Source organism: Protaetiibacter mangrovi (assembly GCF_024752305.1).
In the GTDB taxonomy this organism is placed as follows: domain Bacteria; phylum Actinomycetota; class Actinomycetes; order Actinomycetales; family Microbacteriaceae; genus Homoserinibacter; species Homoserinibacter mangrovi.
The window spans coordinates 39,460-59,050 of record NZ_JANTHX010000007.1 but is presented as its reverse complement, the minus strand read 5'-3'; the positions used below and the strand labels follow the sequence as shown (position 1 = coordinate 59,050).

Annotated in this window: 16 protein-coding genes; 9 read left to right on the top strand and 7 right to left on the bottom strand. The window is 71.6% G+C overall.

Annotation, left to right across the window (positions count from 1 at the left end):
• The first annotated feature begins 88 nt into the window (after positions 1 to 88).
• From NUH29_RS07910 to NUH29_RS07890, 5 genes are all read left to right on the top strand, one after another.
• On the top strand, positions 89 to 2,551 hold the full coding sequence (locus NUH29_RS07910) for a glycosyltransferase (RefSeq protein ID WP_258798519.1): 2,463 nt from the start codon (positions 89 to 91) through the stop codon (positions 2,549 to 2,551).
• Entirely contained in the window at positions 2,548 to 3,549 is a 1,002-nt protein-coding gene (locus NUH29_RS07905; RefSeq protein ID WP_258798518.1) for a glycosyltransferase family 2 protein, read from the top strand. Before NUH29_RS07910 ends, NUH29_RS07905 begins: the two co-directional genes overlap by 4 nt.
• A gap of 67 nt (positions 3,550 to 3,616) precedes the next feature.
• A complete protein-coding gene (locus NUH29_RS07900; protein ID WP_258798517.1) occupies positions 3,617 to 4,675 on the top strand; it encodes an NAD-dependent epimerase/dehydratase family protein in 1,059 nt (352 codons plus the stop codon).
• Positions 4,672 to 6,735 carry a DUF7657 domain-containing protein gene (locus NUH29_RS07895; RefSeq protein WP_258798516.1) on the top strand — a complete coding sequence of 688 codons (2,064 nt, stop codon included), beginning with the start codon at positions 4,672 to 4,674 and terminating at the stop codon, positions 6,733 to 6,735. The genes NUH29_RS07900 and NUH29_RS07895 overlap by 4 nt, the downstream gene beginning before the upstream one ends.
• Positions 6,732 to 7,961, top strand: coding sequence for a hypothetical protein (locus NUH29_RS07890; protein WP_258798515.1), 1,230 nt, complete (start codon positions 6,732 to 6,734; stop codon positions 7,959 to 7,961). The genes NUH29_RS07895 and NUH29_RS07890 overlap by 4 nt, the downstream gene beginning before the upstream one ends.
• On the opposite strand, the gene NUH29_RS07885 is transcribed toward NUH29_RS07890, so the two are convergent.
• The 4 genes from NUH29_RS07885 to NUH29_RS07870 form a co-directional block, all read right to left on the bottom strand.
• Positions 7,958 to 9,454, bottom strand: a complete 1,497-nt coding sequence (locus tag NUH29_RS07885) for a DUF2142 domain-containing protein (protein WP_258798514.1) — start codon at positions 9,452 to 9,454, stop codon at positions 7,958 to 7,960. The genes NUH29_RS07890 and NUH29_RS07885 overlap by 4 nt on opposite strands.
• Positions 9,451 to 9,834 (bottom strand): DUF2304 domain-containing protein, encoded by a 384-nt coding sequence (locus NUH29_RS07880; protein ID WP_258798513.1) that lies wholly within the window; start codon positions 9,832 to 9,834, stop codon positions 9,451 to 9,453. Before NUH29_RS07880 ends, NUH29_RS07885 begins: the two co-directional genes overlap by 4 nt.
• On the bottom strand, positions 9,831 to 10,535 hold the full coding sequence (locus NUH29_RS07875; protein WP_258798512.1) for a glycosyltransferase family 2 protein: 705 nt from the start codon (positions 10,533 to 10,535) through the stop codon (positions 9,831 to 9,833). The genes NUH29_RS07880 and NUH29_RS07875 overlap by 4 nt, the downstream gene beginning before the upstream one ends.
• Before the next feature lie 61 nt (positions 10,536 to 10,596).
• The gene (locus NUH29_RS07870) at positions 10,597 to 11,541 is read right to left on the bottom strand and encodes a GDP-L-fucose synthase family protein (protein ID WP_258798511.1); all 945 of its coding nucleotides are present in this window, start codon (positions 11,539 to 11,541) and stop codon (positions 10,597 to 10,599) included.
• A gap of 124 nt (positions 11,542 to 11,665) precedes the next feature.
• Between NUH29_RS07870 and NUH29_RS07865 the strand changes: the two genes are divergently transcribed.
• The 4 genes from NUH29_RS07865 (at position 11,666) to NUH29_RS07850 (ending at position 15,630) form a co-directional block, all read left to right on the top strand.
• Complete coding sequence (locus tag NUH29_RS07865) at positions 11,666 to 12,454, top strand: glycosyltransferase family protein (RefSeq protein WP_258798510.1); 789 nt, start codon at positions 11,666 to 11,668, stop codon at positions 12,452 to 12,454.
• A 97-nt stretch (positions 12,455 to 12,551) separates the two neighbouring features.
• Positions 12,552 to 13,583: a GDP-mannose 4,6-dehydratase gene (gene gmd / locus NUH29_RS07860; protein WP_258798509.1), complete on the top strand. Its 1,032-nt coding sequence runs from the start codon at positions 12,552 to 12,554 to the stop codon at positions 13,581 to 13,583.
• 2 nt (positions 13,584 to 13,585) lie between these two features.
• A complete protein-coding gene (locus NUH29_RS07855) occupies positions 13,586 to 14,662 on the top strand; it encodes a glycosyltransferase family 4 protein (RefSeq protein WP_258798508.1) in 1,077 nt (358 codons plus the stop codon).
• The gene (locus NUH29_RS07850; RefSeq protein WP_258798507.1) at positions 14,659 to 15,630 is read left to right on the top strand and encodes a GDP-mannose 4,6-dehydratase; all 972 of its coding nucleotides are present in this window, start codon (positions 14,659 to 14,661) and stop codon (positions 15,628 to 15,630) included. The genes NUH29_RS07855 and NUH29_RS07850 overlap by 4 nt, the downstream gene beginning before the upstream one ends.
• Here the strand turns inward: NUH29_RS07850 and NUH29_RS07845 are convergent.
• Genes NUH29_RS07845 through NUH29_RS07835 form a run of 3 tightly spaced genes read right to left on the bottom strand, consistent with a single transcriptional unit; the run spans position 15,619 to position 19,459 of the window.
• Entirely contained in the window at positions 15,619 to 16,935 is a 1,317-nt protein-coding gene (locus NUH29_RS07845) for an O-antigen ligase family protein (RefSeq protein ID WP_258798506.1), read from the bottom strand. The two genes, NUH29_RS07850 and NUH29_RS07845, sit on opposite strands and share 12 nt — an antisense overlap.
• A complete protein-coding gene (locus NUH29_RS07840; protein WP_258798505.1) occupies positions 16,932 to 18,233 on the bottom strand; it encodes an O-antigen ligase family protein in 1,302 nt (433 codons plus the stop codon). The genes NUH29_RS07845 and NUH29_RS07840 overlap by 4 nt, the downstream gene beginning before the upstream one ends.
• Positions 18,234 to 18,280: 47 nt before the next feature.
• Positions 18,281 to 19,459 (bottom strand): acyl-CoA dehydrogenase family protein, encoded by a 1,179-nt coding sequence (locus NUH29_RS07835; protein WP_258798504.1) that lies wholly within the window; start codon positions 19,457 to 19,459, stop codon positions 18,281 to 18,283.
• Positions 19,460 to 19,591 lie beyond the last annotated feature (132 nt).

Below are 19,591 nucleotides of genomic sequence, written 5' to 3'. Positions count from 1 at the left end.
GAGCAGCCCCCGGGGATTGCTGAACGGCGTCCTCCCGGAGCGACCTTGGTAGACTCGCCGCGGCTCGGTAGACGACGGAGGGGCTGCAGTGGTCAACGCGCGCTCGGGCGTCGTCACCGTCGTTCTCGTCAACTTCCGCGGTGCCGACGACACCATCACGGCGATCGCGCATCTGCGCGAGGTCGACTGGCCCGCCGACGCGCTCGAGATCGTGGTGGTCGACAACGCCTCGGGCGGCGACGACGCCGCACGCATCCGGGAGGCCCATCCCGAGGTGCTGCTGATCGAGTCGCCCGACAACACGGGGTTCGCGGGGGGCTGCAACCTCGGCGTGGCGAGCGGCAGCGGGGAGTTCGTGGCGTTCCTCAACAACGACGCCCGCCCCGATCCGCAGTGGATCCGCGCCGCCGTCGCCGCCTTCGACGACCCGGGCGTCGGCGCCGTCGCGAGCCGGGTGCTCGACTGGGAGGGCGAGCGGGTCGACTTCATCGGCGCGGCCATGACCTGGTTCGGGCAGGGCTACAAGCCGTTCACGGGCGAGCCGATCCCGCCGCTCGCCGACGAACCCCACGACGTGCTGTTCGCGACCGGTTCGGCGATGTTCGTGCGGCGCGACGACTTCCTGGCGATCGGCGGGTTCGACGAGCGCTACTTCATGTTCTTCGAGGATGTCGACCTCGGGTGGCGCCTGAACCTGCGGGGGCGACGGGTGCGGTACGTGCCGGGCTCGCTCGCGTACCACCGCCACCACGCCTCGATGACGGGCTTCGGGGAGCACAAGGAGCGCTACCTCCTCGAGCGCAACGCCCTCTTCACGCTCTACAAGAACGTCTCCGACCGCACCCTCGAGGACGCCCTGCCCGCGGCGATGGCGCTCGCCGTGCGTCGGGGCGTGGCCCTCGGCGGGCTGGACGCGCGCGAATTCGAGCTGCGCCGCGGGGGAGACGACGGGCCCGCGCAGGAGGTTCCGCGCCTCGCGCTCGCGCCCGTCTACGCGATCGACTCGTTCGTCGACGAGCTGCCGGGCCTGCGCGCCGACCGCGAGGCCGTCCAGGCGTCGCGCGTCGTCCCGGACTCCGCGATCTCCCTGCTCGTCGGGCGCACCGACGCGCCGGTCCTCGACGCCCCGGAGTTCGTGGAGGGCTACGAGAACCTGGTCGAGGCGTTCGACGTCGCCGACGGGCCGCGGGCGCGCAAGGTGCTCGTGATCACCGGCGATCCGATCGGCGCCAAGCTCGCCGGTCCCGCGATCCGCGCGTGGAACATGGCCGCCGCCCTCTCGCGCGAACACGAGGTGGTGCTCGTCTCGCTCGCGGGCGTCTCCGAGGTGGATGCGCCCTTCCGGGTCGTGCACGTTCCCGCGGGGGACGACCGCTCGATGGGCCGCTGGGAGCAGTGGTGCGAGGTCGTCGTGTTCCAGGGGACCGCGCTGTCGGTCTTCCAGTCGCTCAAGGATTCGCAGAAGATCATCGTCGCCGACGTGTACGACCCGATGCACCTCGAGGCGCTCGAGCAGGCGCGTCCGTCCGGCTGGGCGAGCTGGACCAAGGCGGTCGCCGACGCCACCGACATCCTCGACGAGCAGCTGCAGCGAGCCGACTTCATGCTGGCGGCGTCCGAGCGCCAGCGCCACCTCTACCTCGGCCAGCTCGCCGGGCTCGGCAGGCTCACCCCGGCGCTGTACGAGGGCGACCCGGGGTTGCGCGGCCTCCTCGACGTGGTGCCGTTCGGGCTCCCCTCGACCCTGCCGCGCCACGAGCGCGCCGTCGTCAAGGGTGTCGTGCCGGGCATCGGGCCCGACGACCAGCTGATCCTCTGGGGCGGGGGGCTCTACAACTGGTTCGATCCGGAGACCCTCGTGCGCGCGGTAGCCCTGCTCGCCGAGCGCCGGCCGCGGGTGCGCCTGTTCTTCCAGGGCACCCGCCATCCGAACCCCGCGGTGCCCGAGATGGAGATCGTCGCCCGGACGCGCGAGCTCGCCCGCGAGCTGGGCGTGCTCGACCGTCACGTCTTCCTCAACGACTCCTGGGTCGACTACGCCGACCGGCAGAACTACCTCCTCGAGGCCGATCTCGGGGTGAGCACGCACTTCGACCACATCGAGACCGAGTTCTCGTTCCGTACCCGCATCCTCGACTACCTCTGGGCGGGGCTGCCCATGGTCGTCACCGAGGGCGACCACTTCGCGGATCTCGTCGAGGCGCGGGGGCTCGGGATCGCCGTCCCCGCCGAGCAGGTCGAGGTGCTCGCCGACGCCCTCGAGCGGATGCTCTTCGACGACGAGCGTCGCACGGCGGCGATCGAGGCGGTCGCGCGCGTCCGCGAGGAGTCCACCTGGGAGCGGGTGCTGCAGCCCCTGCTGCGTTTCGTGGCCGACCCCGCCCCCGCGCGGGACCGGGTCGCGGGCGTCACCCGGCGCGCGGCGCCCACCCGCCGCAAGCGCGCCGGCGTGCGGCACGACCTCTCGCTCGTCGGGTACTACCTGAAGGCGGGCGGGCCCTCGCTCGTCTTCTGGAAGGTGCGCAACCGGCTGCGCCGGAGATCCGGGTGAGCGACGCCCGGGTCGGCGGATCCCGCGACGACGAGGTGTCGGTGGCCATCTGCACCCGCGACGGCGAGCGCTACCTGCCCGCGCAGCTCGACTCGATCCTCGCGGGGAGCGAGCTCCCCGCCGAGGTGGTCGTGATCGACGACACCTCGACCGACGGCACCGTCGCCATCCTCGAGCGGTTCGCCGAAACTGCACGGGCCAGGGGGATCCGCGTGGTGCTCGAGCGCAACCCCGCGCCGCTCGGGGTCACCGCGAACTTCGAGCGCGCCATCCGGGCGACCACGGGCGGGATCGTGGTGCTGTGCGATCAGGACGACGTGTGGCACCCCGAGCGGATCGCCGTCGCGCGCGAGGCGTACCGCGCCGATCCGGAGCTGCTGTTCCTCCACGGGGACGCCGTCGTCGTGGACGGCGCCGGCGACGCCGACGGCACGACCCTCTTCGCGCGCCTCGAGGTCTCGTCGCACGAAGCGGACGCCGTGCGCCGGGGGGACGCGTTCCCGGTCTACCTCCGCCGCAATCTCGCCACCGGAGCGGCCTCGTCGTTCCGGCGGCCGCTGCTCGACGACGCCCTGCCGTTCCCCGCGGGGTGGCTGCACGACGAGTGGCTCGCGACCCTGGCCGCCGCCCGCGGCGGCCTGCGGATCGACGACCGCGCCCTGATCGACTACCGGGTGCACGGCGGCAACCAGGTGGGTGCCGCGGCCCCGACCCTGCGGCACAAGATCTCCCGGGTCGTCGACACCGACGCGGAGCGTAACGCGCTGCTCGCCCAGCGCGCCGACGAGCTCGCCGAGCGCCTGGCGGCGCGCGGCCTCCCCGCGCCGCTCGTCGAGCGCTCCTGGCGGAAGGCCCGGTTCGAGCGGGCGCGGGCCGCGTTGCCCCGACACCGCTGGGCCCGTGCGCCGCGGGTCGTCGGGTGGCTGCTCACGGGCGAGTACCGGGCCCTCGCCAGCCGCGGCTCGTGGGACGCCGTGCGCGATCTGCTGCGCCGATGAGAGCCGGATCGATCACCCGGGCAAGTCAACTACGGTGGAGTCCGACGTCACCGTGACAGGAGGAGACATGACCGCACTCGGAACGGTGCTCGTGACCGGGGGCGCCGGTTTCATCGGATGCGCCCTCGCCCAGCGATTCGGCGACGCGGCGGAGCGGTGGGTGGCGGTCGACTCGCTCCACCCGCAGGTGCACGCGCGGGCCGAGCGCCCCGCCGACCTCCCCGCTGCGGCGGAGCTCGTGGTCGGCGATGTGGCGGTCGCCGAGGTCTGGGACGGACTGCTCGCGGACGTGCGCCCCGACCTCGTCATCCACCTCGCCGCCGAGACCGGCACCGCGCAGTCGCTCAGCGAGGCGACCCGTCACGCGACGGCGAACGTCGTCGGCACGACGGCGATGACCGACGCCTTCACCCGGCACGAGATCCTGCCCGGGCACATCGTGCTGTCGAGCTCCCGCGCCGTGTACGGCGAGGGCCGCTGGCGCGCCGCCGACGGGTCGCTCGTCGACCCGGGTCAGCGGGTCCACGAGCAGCTCGCCGCCGGGCAGTGGGACTTCCCGGGGGCGACCCCGGTGCCGAGCGAGTACGGCGTCACGCCGCCCGCCCCCACGAGCGTCTACGGCGCGACGAAGCTCACCCAGGAGCTGCTGCTGCGGGCGTGGACGGGGGCCTTCGAGGTGCCGCTGACGATCCTGCGCCTGCAGAACGTCTACGGCGACGGCCAGTCGCTCATCAACCCGTACACCGGCATCGTGTCGCTGTTCTCGCAGCTCGCGCGCGACGGCAAGTCGATCCCGGTCTACGAGGACGGCGCGATCGTGCGCGACTTCGTCTACATCGCCGACGTCGCATCCGCCTTCGAGGCCGCGAGCCGCGCCCCGCAGCCCGGTGTGCGCGGCTTCGACGTCGGATCCGGCGTGGGCACGACGATCCTGCAGCTCGCCGAGACGATCGCCGCCTACCACGACGCGCCGGCGCCGCACATCACCGGAGCGTTCCGCGAGGGCGATGTGCGGGCCGCGTCCTGCCTCATCGGACGCACGATCGAGGGGCTCGGCTGGCAGCCCGAGTGGGATCTGGCGCGCGGTGTGGCGGCGTTGCAGGACTGGATCGAGAGCAATCGGTGAGTGACCGGCCTCCCCTGACCCGCGGGGCGAGGATCGCCGCGAGGTACCGGTCGCTCATCGAGCCGACGATCTACGGGCTCCCCAACATCCGGGTGCTCGCGTGGTTCCCCCTGCTCGTCGGGGTGGGCGCCCTCGTGCTGGTCGTGCTGCAGGTGTCGGGCACCTCGTCGGGCGCCTATTGGACGCTGTTCGGCACGGGCGAGGATCCGGACCTGCTGATCGGCGGTCCGCGGATCATCCGCTCGGACGAGTGGATCGTGCACCAGGGGTGGGTGATCTCGCAGTGGCGGCAGGGCTTCCCGGTCGTCAACGAGACGTTCCCCGGCGGGATGGCCACGACGCTCGGCTTCGATCTGCCCGCCTGGGACTGGTCGATGATCCTGCGCCCGCAGCTGTGGGGCTACCTGCTGTTCGGTCCCGATGCCGGCATCGCCTGGGAGTGGTGGACTCCCGCATTCCTGCTCGTGGCCTCGACGTACTCGCTCGTCGTCACCCTGCTGCCGCGTCGGCCGATGATGGCGGCGTTCGTCGCGTGCGCCGTCTTCTTCACCCCGATCTTCCAGTGGTGGTATGGCTCGACCAGCATGTTCGCGGGCGCCTGGCCGATCCTGGCGATCACGGCGACCCTCTGGATGCTGCGCGCCCCGCAGCTCTGGGTGCGGATCCTGTGGGCGGTCGCCGCCGGCTGGTTCGGCGCCTGCCTGGCCGCGACGCTCTACGTGCCGTTCATCCTGCCCGGGGCTGTCGTCTTCCTGTTCTTCTTCGTCGGAGCGGTGCTGCAGGAGCGGGCGCGCACGAAGGCGGCCGTGATCTCGCTGGTGCGCCGCCTGTCGCCGCTCCTCCTCGCCGGGGTGGGGGCGCTCGGGCTGGTGCTCGCGTGGATCGCCGACAACCGCGCCGCCGCGGTCGCGATGACGTCGACGGTGTATCCGGGGCAGCGGTCGGAGAGCACGGGCGCGCTGCTGCTGCAGGATCCGCATGCCATCGGCTTCGCGGGCGCCGTCTGGGGCCAGACCTTCGCGACGACCGATGGTCCGAGCGTGCTCGGCCCCAACGCATCGGAGGCGGCGACGGCTCTGCTCATCGGCGTGTTCCTGCTACCGGGCCTCGTGTGGTTCGTGATCCGCAGCGCGCGGCGCGGGCGCGTCGACTTCGTGCTGCTCATGGTCGGTGCGGTGGTGCTCCTCGTGCTCGCGTACCTGTTCGTCCCCGGCTGGGACCCGCTCGCCCGCCTGCTGATGTTCGACCGGGTCACCGCGAGCCGGTTCCGCATGGCGTTCGCGGTGCTGATCCCCGTGGTGTTCGCGCTCGTCGCGCGCGAGGCGGAACGCCCCGAGGAGCCCGCGTGGGGACCGCGCACCACCCGCTGGGTCGCACTCGGGAGCGTCCTCATGACGGCGGGGATCCACGTCCTGCTGCTGCTCGGCATCATCGCCGCCGACGACGGCGTGCTGGCGGTCGCGGTGCTCTGGCCGGTGGCGCTCGTCGCGTTGCTCGTCGCGATCGGTCTCGTGTTCTTCCGCACCGCCCTCACCGCGGCCGCCGCCGCCCTGCTGGTGGCCGCCACCGTCACGGGTGCCGCGGTCAACCCGCTCTACCTCGGCGCGTTCGACCTCGGCGGCACCGACGTCGGGTCGGCGGTGCTGGCGACCGACGCCGAGGAACCCGGCACCTGGGTGGGCATCGGCTCGGATGTCGTGATGGGGGTGCTCATGGAGACGGGCGTGCGCGCCTACGCGGGCGTGCAGCCGTATCCGCCCACCCGGATGTGGCAGGACATCGATCCGGGCGGCGACCAGGAGCAGGCCTGGAACCGGCTCGCCCACGTGCGGTGGACGTGGGGCGAGGGGGAGCCGCAGCTCTCGAACCCCTACCCGGACGTGGTGCTCGGCACCTTCGACCCCTGCTCGGACTTCGCCCAGCAGCACGTCGACTACGTGCTCGCCGAGGAGACGATCTCAGGAGGCGACTGCCTCGACCCGATCGACGACATCGTGCAGGGCGCGTCCCGCATGCAGCTGTTCCGGGTGGTCGCCCCGGCTGAGGCGGTCGCGGGGTGACCGAGACCGCCGCGCGGCCGTCCGCGAGGGGTGCCACGACGCTCCTCGTGGCGACGCTCGTCGCCGGCGTCGCGGGCTACCTCGTGACGTGGTTCGCGTTCCGCCTGACCGGTCCCGCCGAGTACGCCGGCTTCGCGGTGTTCTGGGCGTCGATCTACCTGGTGGTCGGCGCCCTGGCGGGCGTGCAGCAGGAGATCGCGCGGGCGACGCATCCGGTGCGGGGCGACGAGGCCGTCGGCCCGCGCACCGCCCGCACCTTCGGGCTGGCGCTCGCCGTCGTGGTGGCGCTCGCGATCCTCGGAACGGCCCCGTTGTGGGGGGCGGCGGTGTTCCCCGAGGCGACCTGGGGGTTCGTGCTGCCGCTCGCGCTCGGCGCCGCCTCCTACGCCGTCGTCGCCGTCGTCGCCGGGTCGCTCTACGGGGTGCACCACTGGAACCACCTCGCCCTCATGATGATCGCCGACGCGGTCGTGCGGCTCGTGGCGGTCGTCGTGGGCGGGATGCTGGGCCTCGACGCGCAGGGGCTCGCCTGGCTCATCGCGATCCCCTTCGGGCTCGTGGTGGTCGTGCTCTGGCCGATCCTCCGGGTGGGGCTCGTGAACCGCACCCGGCTCGACGTCGGGATGAGGGCGCTCACCGGCAACATCGCGCGCACGCTCGTGGCCTCCACCGCGACGGCGCTCATGGTGAGCGGATTCCCGCTGCTCATCTCGACGGCGTCCGACGGGGCGCACGCGGCGCTGCTCGGCGAGGTGATCTTCGCGACCACCCTCGTCCGTGCGCCGCTCATCGTCGGGGTGATGTCGCTGCAGAGCTACCTCGTCGTGCGGTTCCGCGCCGACCCGCACGCTCGGCGCTCGATGGTGCTCCTCGCGCTCGTGATCCTCGGTGTCGGCGGGGTGCTGGCCATCCCGGCTGCGCTGCTCGGCACCCCGGTGCTCGCGTTCATCAGCGGTTCGACGCCGATGGTCGAGCCGTGGTTCTACGCCGTGCTGGTGGTCTCGTCCGCCCTCGTGGCCGCCCTCACCGTGACGGGCGCGGAACTGCTCGCGGCATCCCGGCACCTGGCCTACTCGGCGGGATGGGCGGCGGCGGCCGTCGCCACGATCGCGGCGATCGTCGTGGCCGACGGGGTCGTCCAGGCGGTGACGCTGGCGTCGATCGTCGGCCCGATCCTCGGGCTCGTCGTGCACGTCGGGCTCGGGCTGACACCCAGTCGCGACTAGGGGCGGGCGGGCTCGGGCTCCTGGGACCGGCTCAGGACGCCGTACAAGACGCAGCCGACGCAGAAGCCCGCGAAACAGAACGCGCCGATCAACCAGACGTGCATCGGCCCGATCGGCACATCCCACCACCACTCCGCACCGGCGTTCAGATTGATGCCGTGCGCGTCGAGCCCGGTCACGAACCGGCGCAGGGTGACCCACTGGATGGCGGCATCTGCGGCGAGCGCGACGATGGCGATCAGCGTCATCTGCAGACGCGTGAGCCCGGCGCGCACTCCGTCATAGCCCACGAGGCTCATCGTGACGAAGACGATGATCAGGGGGTAGAGGTACCTCGCTTGCACTCCTTGGCCGACGAGGATCTGGTCGCGCATCAGCCAGATCATCGGCAGCGCGGTGAGGAGCAGCGCGATCGCCGCGAGCGAGATCGACTTGCGCCAGTCCAGTCGCCGCAGACCGAAGAACACCAGGCCGCCGACCACGAGGACGACGGGAACCCAGACGATCCCGGGGGCGACCGTGCCCAGCCACAACGCACGGCCCGCGACGGGCGCGCCGAAGGCTCCCGCCCACAGCTCGGGCAGCCGCAGGAGGTTGTCCCACAGCAGTGAGATCCAGGTCTGGTTGTCTTCGGTGGGGGCTGTGATCTCGAAGCCCGGGTTGATCGAGTTGGCCTGCCCCGCGCTCAGGAACCCGATGACCGCGACGACCGCCAGCACCGCCGGCAGCATGGCCATCCTCAGGAACGGGCGGGAGAGATCCCCCTTCAACAGGCTGACGAGACCGATCGCGACGACGGCATACGCGGCCGCGTCGGCGCGGGATCCGACGGCCATGAGGACCGCAGCGCAGGCGAGGACCGCCAGCCCGATCCGGCGGGTGGTCGTCCGAGCCTCGTAGTACCCGAGAAGCGCGATCCACAGCGTCGACGCCGAGATGACACCCCAGCTACTCGGATTGACGCTCGGGATGAGGAACATTCCGAAAGGCGCCATCGTCGCGAGCGACCCCCACACCAGCAGGCCGCGACGTCTCGCCGGGATCAGGAGGAACAGGGCCGACATCATGACCACGTAGAGCAGTGAGTTGAGAACCCGCATCGCGATCACCGAGGCCGAGATGTCCGCGCTCACGAGGAGACCCATGACGGCGTAGAACCCCTGGGGATAGACGCCCGCGAAGTTGCCCCGGTCGGTGTCCATCATGACCGAGGATGGGTAGCCGGGGCAGGCGGCCGACTGCTCGGGCTGGTTGTCGAAGCACTGGTTGGCGGTCAGCAGTTGCCGCGGCACCGTCCGGTGTACGTCCGAAGACCCCTCTTCGCAGTAGCCGTCACGCAGGCCGTCGCCGCACCAGATGCTCGCCAGGTGGAAGTCCTCGTCGGCGCTCGAGGCGACCGGGGACGACACGCTCCACGTGACGAACGCGCCCAGCAGCGCGAGGACGACGGCGCCGAAGGCGAGAACGCGGACGAGTCCGGCGTCCCGACTCATTCCGGCGTCCGAGGGGAGTCGGCGGCGTCCGCGGGAGGTGCGTCGTCGCGCACCTCGAGCTCGAGCAGCGCCACCCGCTCCGCGAGCGCCCGCGTCTTCGACTCGAGTGCCGTCAGCTCGACGCTGTGCTGGATGCACACCAGGAACAGCACGGCGAGGCTCACGAAGAAGACCAGGTTGATGGGCACCTCGACGCCCACGAGCACGGCGGCCCAGGTGAGCACCGTCGGGACGAGGCTCACGACGAGGGCCATGATGCCCGCGACGAGCCACCAGATCGCGTGCCGCTCGCGGAGGCGCCGGCGGCGCAGCAGGTCGACCACGACGACGAGCGTCACGAGCGCCGCGGCGACGCTGAAGAAGTAGGCGGTGAGGCTCATGCGAGCACCTCGCGCGGTTCGAGCGGCACCCGCGGGCGGGTGAGCGCGAAGACGAGCGCCATGCAGGCGCGCCCGAGGTAGGCGGCCGCCTTGAGCGGGTTGTGCGAGGGGCGCCCGCCCGCGCGCGGCCGCATGGCGACCGGCACCTGCTCGATGACGCAGCCGGAGCGGATGGCGATCACGAGCGACTCGATCGTGTCGCCCAGGTACTCGGCCGGGTAGTTCGCCGCGAACAGCGTCACCGCCCGGGGACCGCTCGCCCGGAATCCGGAGGTCGTGTCGGTGAGCGTGGTGCGGGCCATCCGGGTGAGCGCCACCGACAGCACCTTCATCGCCCACTGGCGCGGGCCGCGCACCCGGTACTCGCCCTCGCCGGCGAACCGGGCGCCGAGCACCACATCGGCCGTGGTCAGCCGCTCGAGCAGGAGCGGCACCCCCGCCGGATCGTGCTGACCGTCGGCGTCGACCTGTACGACGTTCTCGTAGCCGTGCTCGACCGCGTAGCGGAAGCCCGTGCGCATCGCGCCGCCGACACCGAGGTTGAACGGCAGGACGGCGACGATCGCGCCCCCCGCCCGGGCCTCCTCCGCCGTGCGGTCGCTCGAGCCGTCGTCGACCACGAGCACCGTCACACCGGGGAGCTTCTCGAGCACCTCGGAGACCACGGAGCGCACCGACTCGGATTCATTGAACGCGGGCATGACCACAAGCGTTCGCTCGATGGCGCTCGACACGGTGCGATAGTACCAATCGGCTCGGAGGTCAGCGGGTGCGCAGCTGGTCGAGGTGCTCCAGGTACCAGGCGTAGGTCTCGGCGATCCCGTCGCGCAGCGCGATCCGGGCGTGCCAGCCGAGGTCGTTGAGGCGCGACACGTCGAGCAGCTTGCGGGGCGTGCCGTCGGGCTTCGTCGCGTCCTGCACGAGGCGCCCCTCGTAGCCCACGACCTCGGCGATGAGCTCCGCGAGGTCGCGGATCGACAGATCCTCGCCGACGCCCACGTTGATGGTCTCGGGGGAGTCGTAGTTCTCCAGCAGGAACACGCTCGCGTCGGCCAGGTCGTCGACGTGCAGGAACTCCCGCAGCGGGGTTCCCGACCCCCAGATCACGACCTCCGGCTCGCCCGCGACCTTCGCCTCGTGGATGCGGCGCATGAGCGCCGGCAGCACGTGCGAGTGCTCGGGGTGGAAGTTGTCGCCCGGCCCGTACAGGTTCGTGGGCATCGCCGAGATCCAGCGGCGTCCGTACTGCTTGCGCGACGCCTGCACCTGCATGATGCCGGCGATCTTGGCGATCGCGTAGGCGTCGTTGGTGGGCTCGAGCTCGCCCGTCAGCAGCGAGGACTCCTTGATGGGCTGCTCCGCGTACTTCGGGTAGATGCACGACGATCCGAGGAACAGCAGCCGCTCGACCCCCGCGGCGTTCGCCGCGTCCATGAGGTTCACCTGGATCTGCAGGTTGTCGCTGAGGAACTCCGCGGAGTAGGTGTCGTTCGCCTGGATGCCGCCGACGCGGGCCGCGGCGTCGACGATCACGTCCGGCTTCTGGTCGCGCACGAACGCGAACACGGCGTCCCGGTCGCGCAGGTCGAGCTCGGACGAGGTGGCGCCGATCAGCTGGTCGTAGCCCTCGGCCTCGAGCCGCCGCCAGATGGCCGAACCGGCGAGCCCGCGATGCCCCGCGATGTAGATGCGGTCGTGCTTGTTCAAAGGGCTCTCCGGACCTGCTCGTGATACTGTCGGCGACTGGCCGCGGCATGCGGGTCCGTGCTCGGATCTCCCGCCGTCAGGCGCCGCCCCACCTCCCCTGAATGCTAGCAATCGAGGAACGCGCATGCCCGATCCCGAGATCCTCGTGGTGCTGCCGACGCTCGGTGACCGGCTGGAGACGCTCGAGGAGACCCTGCACGCCGTCGAGGCCCAGCGGGAGGACGTCGCGCTCACCCTCGTCGTCATCGCGCCGCCCGGTGCGACCGCCGCGCGCGAGCTCGCCGCGCGGTTCGGGGCGGTCGTCGTCGACGATCCGAAGGCGGGCATCTCGACCGCGATCAACCGGGGCCTCGACGCCCGCACGACCGAGGAGTTCTACGCCTGGATCGGCGACGACGACCTGTTCCGCGTCGGCGGCCTCCGGCGCCTGCGCGACATCCTGGGGCGGCGTCCGGATGCCGTGCTCGCGTTCGGCGGCTGCGAGTACATCGACCCCGCGGGTCGCGTGATCGGCACGAGCAACGCGGGCGGGCTCGCGACGTTCCTGCTGCCGTGGGGTCCCGACCTCATCCCGCACCCCGGCACGATGGTGCGCCTCGACGCGCTCGAGGCGATCGGCGGGTTCGACCCCGAGCTGAAGTACGCGATGGATCTCGACGCGTTCCTCTCGCTGCGGGCCTATGGCCGATTCGCCTGGACCCGCGAGGTGGTGTCGGCCTTCCGGTGGCACCCGGACTCGCTCACCGTCGCCAGCCGCATCAACTCGAGCCGGGAGTCGGAGGCGGTCAAGCGCCGTCACCTCCCGCGCGCGCTGCGCGGCATCAGCGTGCTCTGGCAGTACCCGATCCGCTGGGCCTCCGCGTTCGCCGCGAACCGTGTGAGCGCCCGCGCCCGCAAGCTCGCCGCCGGGTGAGGGTCGCCGCGGCTCGCTGCGGTAGGCTTTCGGAGTCTCGGCGCCGTCTGACGCGCCGCGCCTGCCGATGCAGACTCGCACCCACCGGAGCACTTCCATGACCGAAACCACGGCCGCCAAGCGGGCCATCATCACCGGCATCACCGGCCAGGACGGCAGCTACCTCGCCGAGCTCCTGCTGAGCAAGGGCTACGAGGTGCACGGGCTGATCCGTCGATCCTCGACGTTCAACACCGACCGGATCGACCACATCTACGAGGACGCGCACACCGACCACCCGCGCCTGTTCCTGCACTACGCCGACCTCACCGACGGCTCGCGGCTCGTCACCCTGCTCAGCGAGATCCAGCCCGACGAGGTCTACAACCTCGCCGCGCAGTCGCACGTGCGGGTGAGCTTCGACGAGCCCGAGTACACGGGCGACGTGACGGGCCTCGGCACCATCCGTCTGCTCGAGGCGATCCGGGCGATCGGACTCGACACCCGCTTCTACCAGGCCTCGAGCTCGGAGATGTTCGGCGCCACCCCGCCGCCGCAGAACGAGGAGACCCCGTTCTACCCGCGTTCGCCGTACGGCGTCGCGAAGCTCTACTCCTACTGGATCACCCGCAACTACCGCGAGGCGTACGGCATCTTCGCGACCAACGGCATCCTCTTCAACCACGAGTCGCCGCGCCGCGGCGAGACGTTCGTGACCCGCAAGATCACGCGGGCGGTCGCCCGCATCAAGGCCGGGGTGCAGTCGGAGCTCTACATGGGCAACCTCGACGCCGTGCGCGACTGGGGCTACGCCCCCGAATACGTCGAGGCGATGTGGCGCATGCTGCAGCACGACGAGCCGACCGACTTCGTGGTCGCCACCAACACGGCGTACACGGTCAAGGACTTCCTGCAGCTGTCGTTCGAGCACGCCGGCCTCGACTGGGAGAAGTACGTGCGCTTCGACGAGCGCTACCTGCGCCCCACCGAGGTCGACTCGCTCATCGGCGACCCGGCGAAGGCCGAGCAGCTGCTCGGCTGGAAGCCCACCATCCTCACGCCGCGGCTCGCCCAGATCATGGTCGACGCGGACGTCGCCGCGCTCGAGCTCGAGGGCGGGCACTACGTCGACACGGTGCAGACCGCCTGACCATGACCGACGCGCCCGAGGTGGCACTCTCGATGCTCACCCTCGTGCCGGGGGCGATGGGCGGCAGCGAGACCTACGCCCGCGAGCTCACCCGGCAGCTGGCCACGACCGAGCAGGTCGCGGCCACCGCCTACGTGCCGGCCAACGCCGGCGGATTCAGCCGCGGCATCCCGGAGGTCGTGGTGCCCCAGGTGCGCACGGGCGCGTCGACCACCGAGCGCCTGCGCGCCGTGGCGACCGCGACCCTGCGCCGCCCCGCCCTGCCGGCCGGGCTGCGCACCTCGCGCATCGTGCACTACCCGTTCACCATCCCGGTGCCGCGCCCCGCCGCGTCGCAGGCCTTCGTGCAGACGCTGCTCGACGTCCAGCACCTCGACCTGCCGCAGCTGTTCGGCCGCGCGGAGCTCGCCTTCCGTCGCCGCTACTACGAGGGCGCGGCGAAGCGCGCGGACGCGGTGATCACGATCAGCGAGTTCGCCCGCACCCGCATGATCGAGCTGCTCGGCATCCCCGCCGAGCGCATCCGGGTCGCCCACCTCGGCGTCGACGCCGACGACTACACGCCCTATGTCGGGCCGCGCCAGGAGTTCGTGCTCTACCCCGCACGCGGGTGGAAGCACAAGAACCACGCCCGTCTCGTCGAGGCGATGCGCGAGGTGCGTCGCGAGCGCCCCGAACTGCGACTCGTGCTCACGGGGGGCGGGCTCGACACCCTCGGCGAGCTGCCCGAGTGGGTCGACGTGCGCGGTCTCGTCTCGGGCGAGGAGCTGCGCGAGCTGTACCGGAGCGCGTCGGTGCTCGCGTTCCCGAGCCTCTACGAGGGCTTCGGTCTGCCGCCGCTCGAGGCGATGGCGTCCGGATGCCCGGTCGCGGCGACCGACGCGGGCTCCGTGCCCGAGGTGTGCGGTGATGCGGCCGTGCTGTTCGACGCGGGCGACCCCTCGGCGATCGCGGCGGGGATCCTGGAGGCCCTGGGGCGCGCCGACGAGCTGAGCGCGCGCGGGCTCGAGCAGGTGCGGCTGTTCACCTGGCAGCGCTGCCTCGACGCCCACCTCGACGTGTACCGTTCGGTGGCATGAGCAGCCAGCGGCACCTCGTCACCGGGGCGAACGGTCAGGACGGCGGGTATCTCGTCGCGCGGCTGCTCGAGGCGGGGCACGAGGTGCACGCCATGTGCCACAGCCGCGACGGCAGGGAGCGGCTCGCGGTCGAGCAGCCCCGCGTGGTCGGGCACGTCGCCGACCTGGCGGACGCGACCGCGATCGGGCGCCTGATCGCCGACATCGCGCCGAGCCGCATCTACAACCTGGCAGGCAACACCTCGGTCGCGCGCTCCTGGGAGTACCCGGCCGAGACCGCGGACGTGCTGGGTCTCGGGCCCGTGCGGATCCTCGAGGCGGCGTGGCGGCAGGGCCTGGTCGGCTCGCCGGTCCGCATGCTGCAGGCCTCGAGCGCCGAGATCTTCGGCGACGCCTCCGAGGTGCCGCAGACCGAGCAGACGCCGCGCAAGCCCGTCACCCCCTACGGTGCCGCGAAGTCGTTCGCCCACGAGATGGCCTCGATCTACCGCGCGCGGGGCATGCACGTGAGCAACGCGATCCTCTACAACCACGAGTCTCCGCGCCGGCCCGCGACGTTCGTCGCGCGCAAGATCGCGATCGGCGTCGCGCGGATCTCGCTCGGGCTGCAGGACGAGCTCGTGCTCGGCAACATCGACGTGCATCGCGACTGGGGGTACGCCCCCGACTACGTCGAGGCGATGATCCGGATCGTGGAGCAGCCCGAGGGCGGCGACTACATCGTCGCGACCGGCGAATCGCACTCGGTGCGGGAGTTCGTGGCCGAGGCGTTCCGACACGTCGGCATCGAGGACTGGGAGCGCTACGTGCGCACCGACCCCGCCTTCTACCGCCCCGCCGATCCGCAGGAGCTCGTGGGCGACCCGCGTCGGCTGCGCGACATCGGCTGGCAGCCGACGGTCGGATTCACCTCGCTGGTGCACACCATGGTGGGCGCCGAGCTGGTCGCGCTGGGCTCAGCCGTCTGACGGTTCGTGCGGCAGCTCCGCGGGAGCCACGGGCGCGAGCGCGGACCGCCAGCTGAGCTCCCGCGACGCGGTGACGCAGCACACGACGAAGGTGAGCCAGCCGAACTCGCTGAGGATCGCGCTCTCGGCGAGCGAATGCAGCAGCAGCACGACGAGCACGAGGGCCGGCCACGCGTAGATCACGCTGCGGCGTCGGCCCGCGAGCAGCCACGACCGGGTGAAGGCGAGACCGAGCATCCCCACGAACACCACGAGCCCGATGATCCCGAGCTGGAAGAGCACGTCGAGGTAGGCGTTGAGCGCCGACGACGCGGGTCGGCTGCCCGTGGCGGTGAGCGAGAGGAACGGCGGGATGTCGGGGTGCCAGCGTCCGGTCCACCCCCAGCCCTGCACGGTGCTGCCGGGCAGCAGGGCGACGATCTTCTGCCACAGGTGCAGGCGGTAGTCGAGCGCCCCCTGGGCGTTGAACACCGTGACGAGGGGGCTCCGCACGATCCAGGCGACCACGATGAGCACGACCGCCGCCCCGAGCACCACGAACTGCATCGCCTGGCGCCGCTCCGGGCGCACCCGCCGGATCCCGTACAGCACCGCCGCCGCCGCCGCCACGACGGCCGCCGTGCCGACGATGATCGGCGACTGGGTGAGCGCGATGCACAGACCCGCGCCCACGAGCGAGAGCACGCCGACGAGGGGGCGCACGGATCGCGTGCGCAGCTCGGTCGCGAAGCTCACCGCCCCCACCAGGGCGAGCAGTCCGAGCTGGTTGCGGGTCTGCAGCACGCCCGAGATCGGCCCGAGTTCCGCGAGCTTGCCCAGCACGTTGAGGAACGGGATGGGCGCGTCGATCAGGATCCCCGACACCAGCTCGATCGCGAGGGATGCCCCGAGCGCGACGCGGAGCACGTCGCCCCACGCGCGCACGATCTGGATCGTGTCGCGGGTGTAGGCGATGAAGACGCCCACGAACGCGTACACGACGAGGTAGGCGACCCCGCCGAGGGTCACCCACTGGTACGAGCTCCAGACGATCGAGATCCCCGCCCAGCCCACGAACACGAGCAGCGAGATCGGCGGGATCTCCCCGTCGAGCTCGCGCCGCCGTGCGAGCAGCACCACGATCATGAACGCGACCAGACCGACCAGCGCGGCGAGGTACCCCGCCCATCCGATCAGCCGGACGATCGGGTAGCTGAGGGCCGCGATCCCGACGCCCGTGGTGGCGAGCACGGCCGAAAAGCGCGGGCTGCGCAGCAGCCCCAGGAACGCGCGGGCCACCTCGCGCGGCTCGGGGCGCTCGCTCACGCCTCGACCCCCTCCGCGCGCTCGGGGTCGCTCCACCCGGTCTTGACGGCGATGATCACGAGCAGCGCGAACCCGAGCTCGATGATGAGGCGGCTCTCGGCGAGGCTCTGCACGAGCAGGGCGACGAGCAGCAGCAGCGGGGCGGTCGTCTCGGGCCAGCGCAGCTCCGCAGCGGAGTAGCGGATGCGCGTGACCTCGGCGGCCATGCCCCAGCTGCGCACGAGGGCGCCGAGCACCACGAGGCCGAAGATCGCCACGCCGATCGCCCCGAGCTGCAGGAAGACGTCGAGCCACGCGTTGTGGGCCTGCAGGTAGGTGACCCCCTTGATGACGACGAGGTCGTCGAACGGCGGCACCCAGGGCACCCAGTAGCTGACCCATCCCCAGCCGACCACCGGGCGCTGGGCGGCGAGCGCGCCGACGGTCTCCCAGATGTCGAGCCGGTTGGTGAGGTCGGAGCTCTTGCCGAGGAGGGCGAGCAGCGGCTCGCGTGCGAGGAACGCGGCGGTGAGACCGCCGATCGCGACCACGACCCCGGACGCGAACACCGCGAGCCGCGCGGTGCCGGTCGTGCGCCGCACGACCCAGAGGAACGCCGCGACGAGCAGCACCACGACCGCCGCGACCACCACCGTCGACGAGCGGGTCAGCGCGAGGTTCGCCACGGCGACGACGACCCAGAACCAGCCCCAGATGGGCGAGCCCTTGCGCGCCGCGAGGCGCAGCAGGAACACGATGAGCGCGAGCAGCGCCAGCATCCCCAGGATGTTGGCGTTGCCGACGATCCCCTGGATGCGTCCGCCCTCGAAGAGCAGGTCGCGCGACCAGTAGAAGGCCGCGGGGATCTTCTCGAGGTCGCTGTAGTCGACCCAGAGCGGCAGCACGGGCCTGCGGATGAACGCGGCCACCACGAACTCGAACAGCAGCGAGAGCCCGAGGATCCAGCGCAGGGTGTCGCTGAAGGTCTCGAGCACCTCCTCCCAGCTGAGGCAGGTCGCGAGGAAGACCGCGACGGCGGTCGTGGCGAGCGTGAGCGCGACGCCGAGCGCCGAGGCACCAGGATACGCCGACCACGCGATCGACACGGCCGCGAACGCGAGGAAGAGCAGGAGGAACGACGGCAGCCGCCGCACGTCGACCCGGGCGCGCACGAGTTCGAGGATCGAGAGCACGACGACGACGCCCGCCAGCGCGCCCCAGCCCCACCAGCTGAGCAGGTAGCGCCAGAAGTCGCCCGCGGCGAGCACGCCGAAGCTCAGCGTCGCGAGCGCGCGCTGGTAGCTCGTCGCGGCCCTCATGCGTTCAGGCTAGCGGGCGGCGGCGTCCGGACGTCCCGCGTCGCGGCCTAGACGAAGGCGGCCGCGCCCGTGAGGGCGCGACCCACGATCAGGGTGTTCATCTCGCGGGTGCCCTCGTAGGAGTAGAGCGCCTCGGCGTCGTTGAAGAAGCGGGTGACGTCGTAGTCGAGCACGATGCCGTTCCCGCCCATCACCTCGCGCGCGCGGGCGACGGTCTCACGCATGCGCGCCGTCGCATACGCCTTCGCGAGCGCGGCGTGCTCGTCCTTCTGCACGTCCTCGTCGAGCATCTCCGAGACGCGCGTGCACAGCGCGATCGAGGCCGTGATGCCGCCCATCATCTCGGCGAGGTGCTGCTGCACCAGCTGGTGGCCGGCGATCGGCTTGCCGAACTGGATGCGCTCCTTCGTGTAGGCGAGAGCGGCCTCGTAGGCGCCGACGGCGACCCCCACGGCCGCCCACGCGACCTCGGCCCGCGTGAGGCGCAGCACCGCGGCGGTGTCGCGGAACGAGTTCGCGTTCTGCAGCCGCAGGGACTCGGGAACCCGCACGCCGTCCAGCACGATGTCGGCGTTCTGCACGATGCGCAGGGCCTGCTTGCGCTCGATCTTGGTGGCCGTGTACCCGGGCGTCGAGGTCGGCACGATGAAGCCCTTCACCTGGCCGTCGGCGGTGTCCTTCGCCCAGATCACGACGATGTCGCTGAAGGTCGCGTTGCCGATCCAGCGCTTGGATCCGGTGAGCACCCACTCGTCGCCCTCGCGGGTCGCGGTGGTGCGCAGACCCTGAGCGGAGTCGGAACCCGACAGCGGCTCGGTGAGACCGAACGCGCCGATCACGGAGCCGTCGGCGAGCTTCGGCAGCCACTCGGCGCGCTGCTCGTCCGAGCCGCACACCGCGACCGCACCGAGGGCGAGTCCGTTCTGCACACCGACGTAGGTGGCGATCGACGCGTCGACCCGCGCGAGCTCGAGGGCGACCCAGCCTCGGTAGACGGCGGAGTTCTCGAAGCTCTTCGTCTCGTCCCACTGCATCCCGAACACCGGCTGGCGGTGGAAGGCGGGCAGGATCTCGTGCGGGAACTCGGCGCGATCCCAGTGATCGGCGACGACGGGCTTCACGTCGGACTCGAGCCAGGCGCGCAGGCCGCCGAGCGCTTCGCGCTCGGGCTCGGTGAGCTTCGTCTCGAAGCCGTAGAAGTCGCTGGCGAGCTGGGTGAAGGTCATGCGGGTGACTCCCTCGTTCCGGATCTTCGGCATCCGCGCACACGGGCGCGGCGGATGCGGGCATCCGGAGCCTACGACCGGCCGATCCGCCGTCCCAAGCGGTTGGTAGTTTGATCCAATACCGTCCCCCGC

Excerpts from the sequence above, each read along its gene's own strand:
- NUH29_RS07900 (WP_258798517.1), top strand. The coding sequence starts at position 3,617 with ATGACCGCACTCGGAACGGTGCTCGTGACCGGGGGCGCCGGTTTCATC.
- NUH29_RS07885 (WP_258798514.1), bottom strand. The coding sequence starts at position 9,454 with ATGAGTCGGGACGCCGGACTCGTCCGCGTTCTCGCCTTCGGCGCCGTC.
- NUH29_RS07880 (WP_258798513.1), bottom strand. The coding sequence starts at position 9,834 with ATGAGCCTCACCGCCTACTTCTTCAGCGTCGCCGCGGCGCTCGTGACG.
- NUH29_RS07875 (WP_258798512.1), bottom strand. The coding sequence starts at position 10,535 with ATGCCCGCGTTCAATGAATCCGAGTCGGTGCGCTCCGTGGTCTCCGAG.
- NUH29_RS07865 (WP_258798510.1), top strand. The coding sequence starts at position 11,666 with ATGCCCGATCCCGAGATCCTCGTGGTGCTGCCGACGCTCGGTGACCGG.
- gmd (WP_258798509.1), top strand. The coding sequence starts at position 12,552 with ATGACCGAAACCACGGCCGCCAAGCGGGCCATCATCACCGGCATCACC.
- NUH29_RS07855 (WP_258798508.1), top strand. The coding sequence starts at position 13,586 with ATGACCGACGCGCCCGAGGTGGCACTCTCGATGCTCACCCTCGTGCCG.
- NUH29_RS07850 (WP_258798507.1), top strand. The coding sequence starts at position 14,659 with ATGAGCAGCCAGCGGCACCTCGTCACCGGGGCGAACGGTCAGGACGGC.
- NUH29_RS07840 (WP_258798505.1), bottom strand. The coding sequence starts at position 18,233 with ATGAGGGCCGCGACGAGCTACCAGCGCGCGCTCGCGACGCTGAGCTTC.
- NUH29_RS07835 (WP_258798504.1), bottom strand. The coding sequence starts at position 19,459 with ATGACCTTCACCCAGCTCGCCAGCGACTTCTACGGCTTCGAGACGAAG.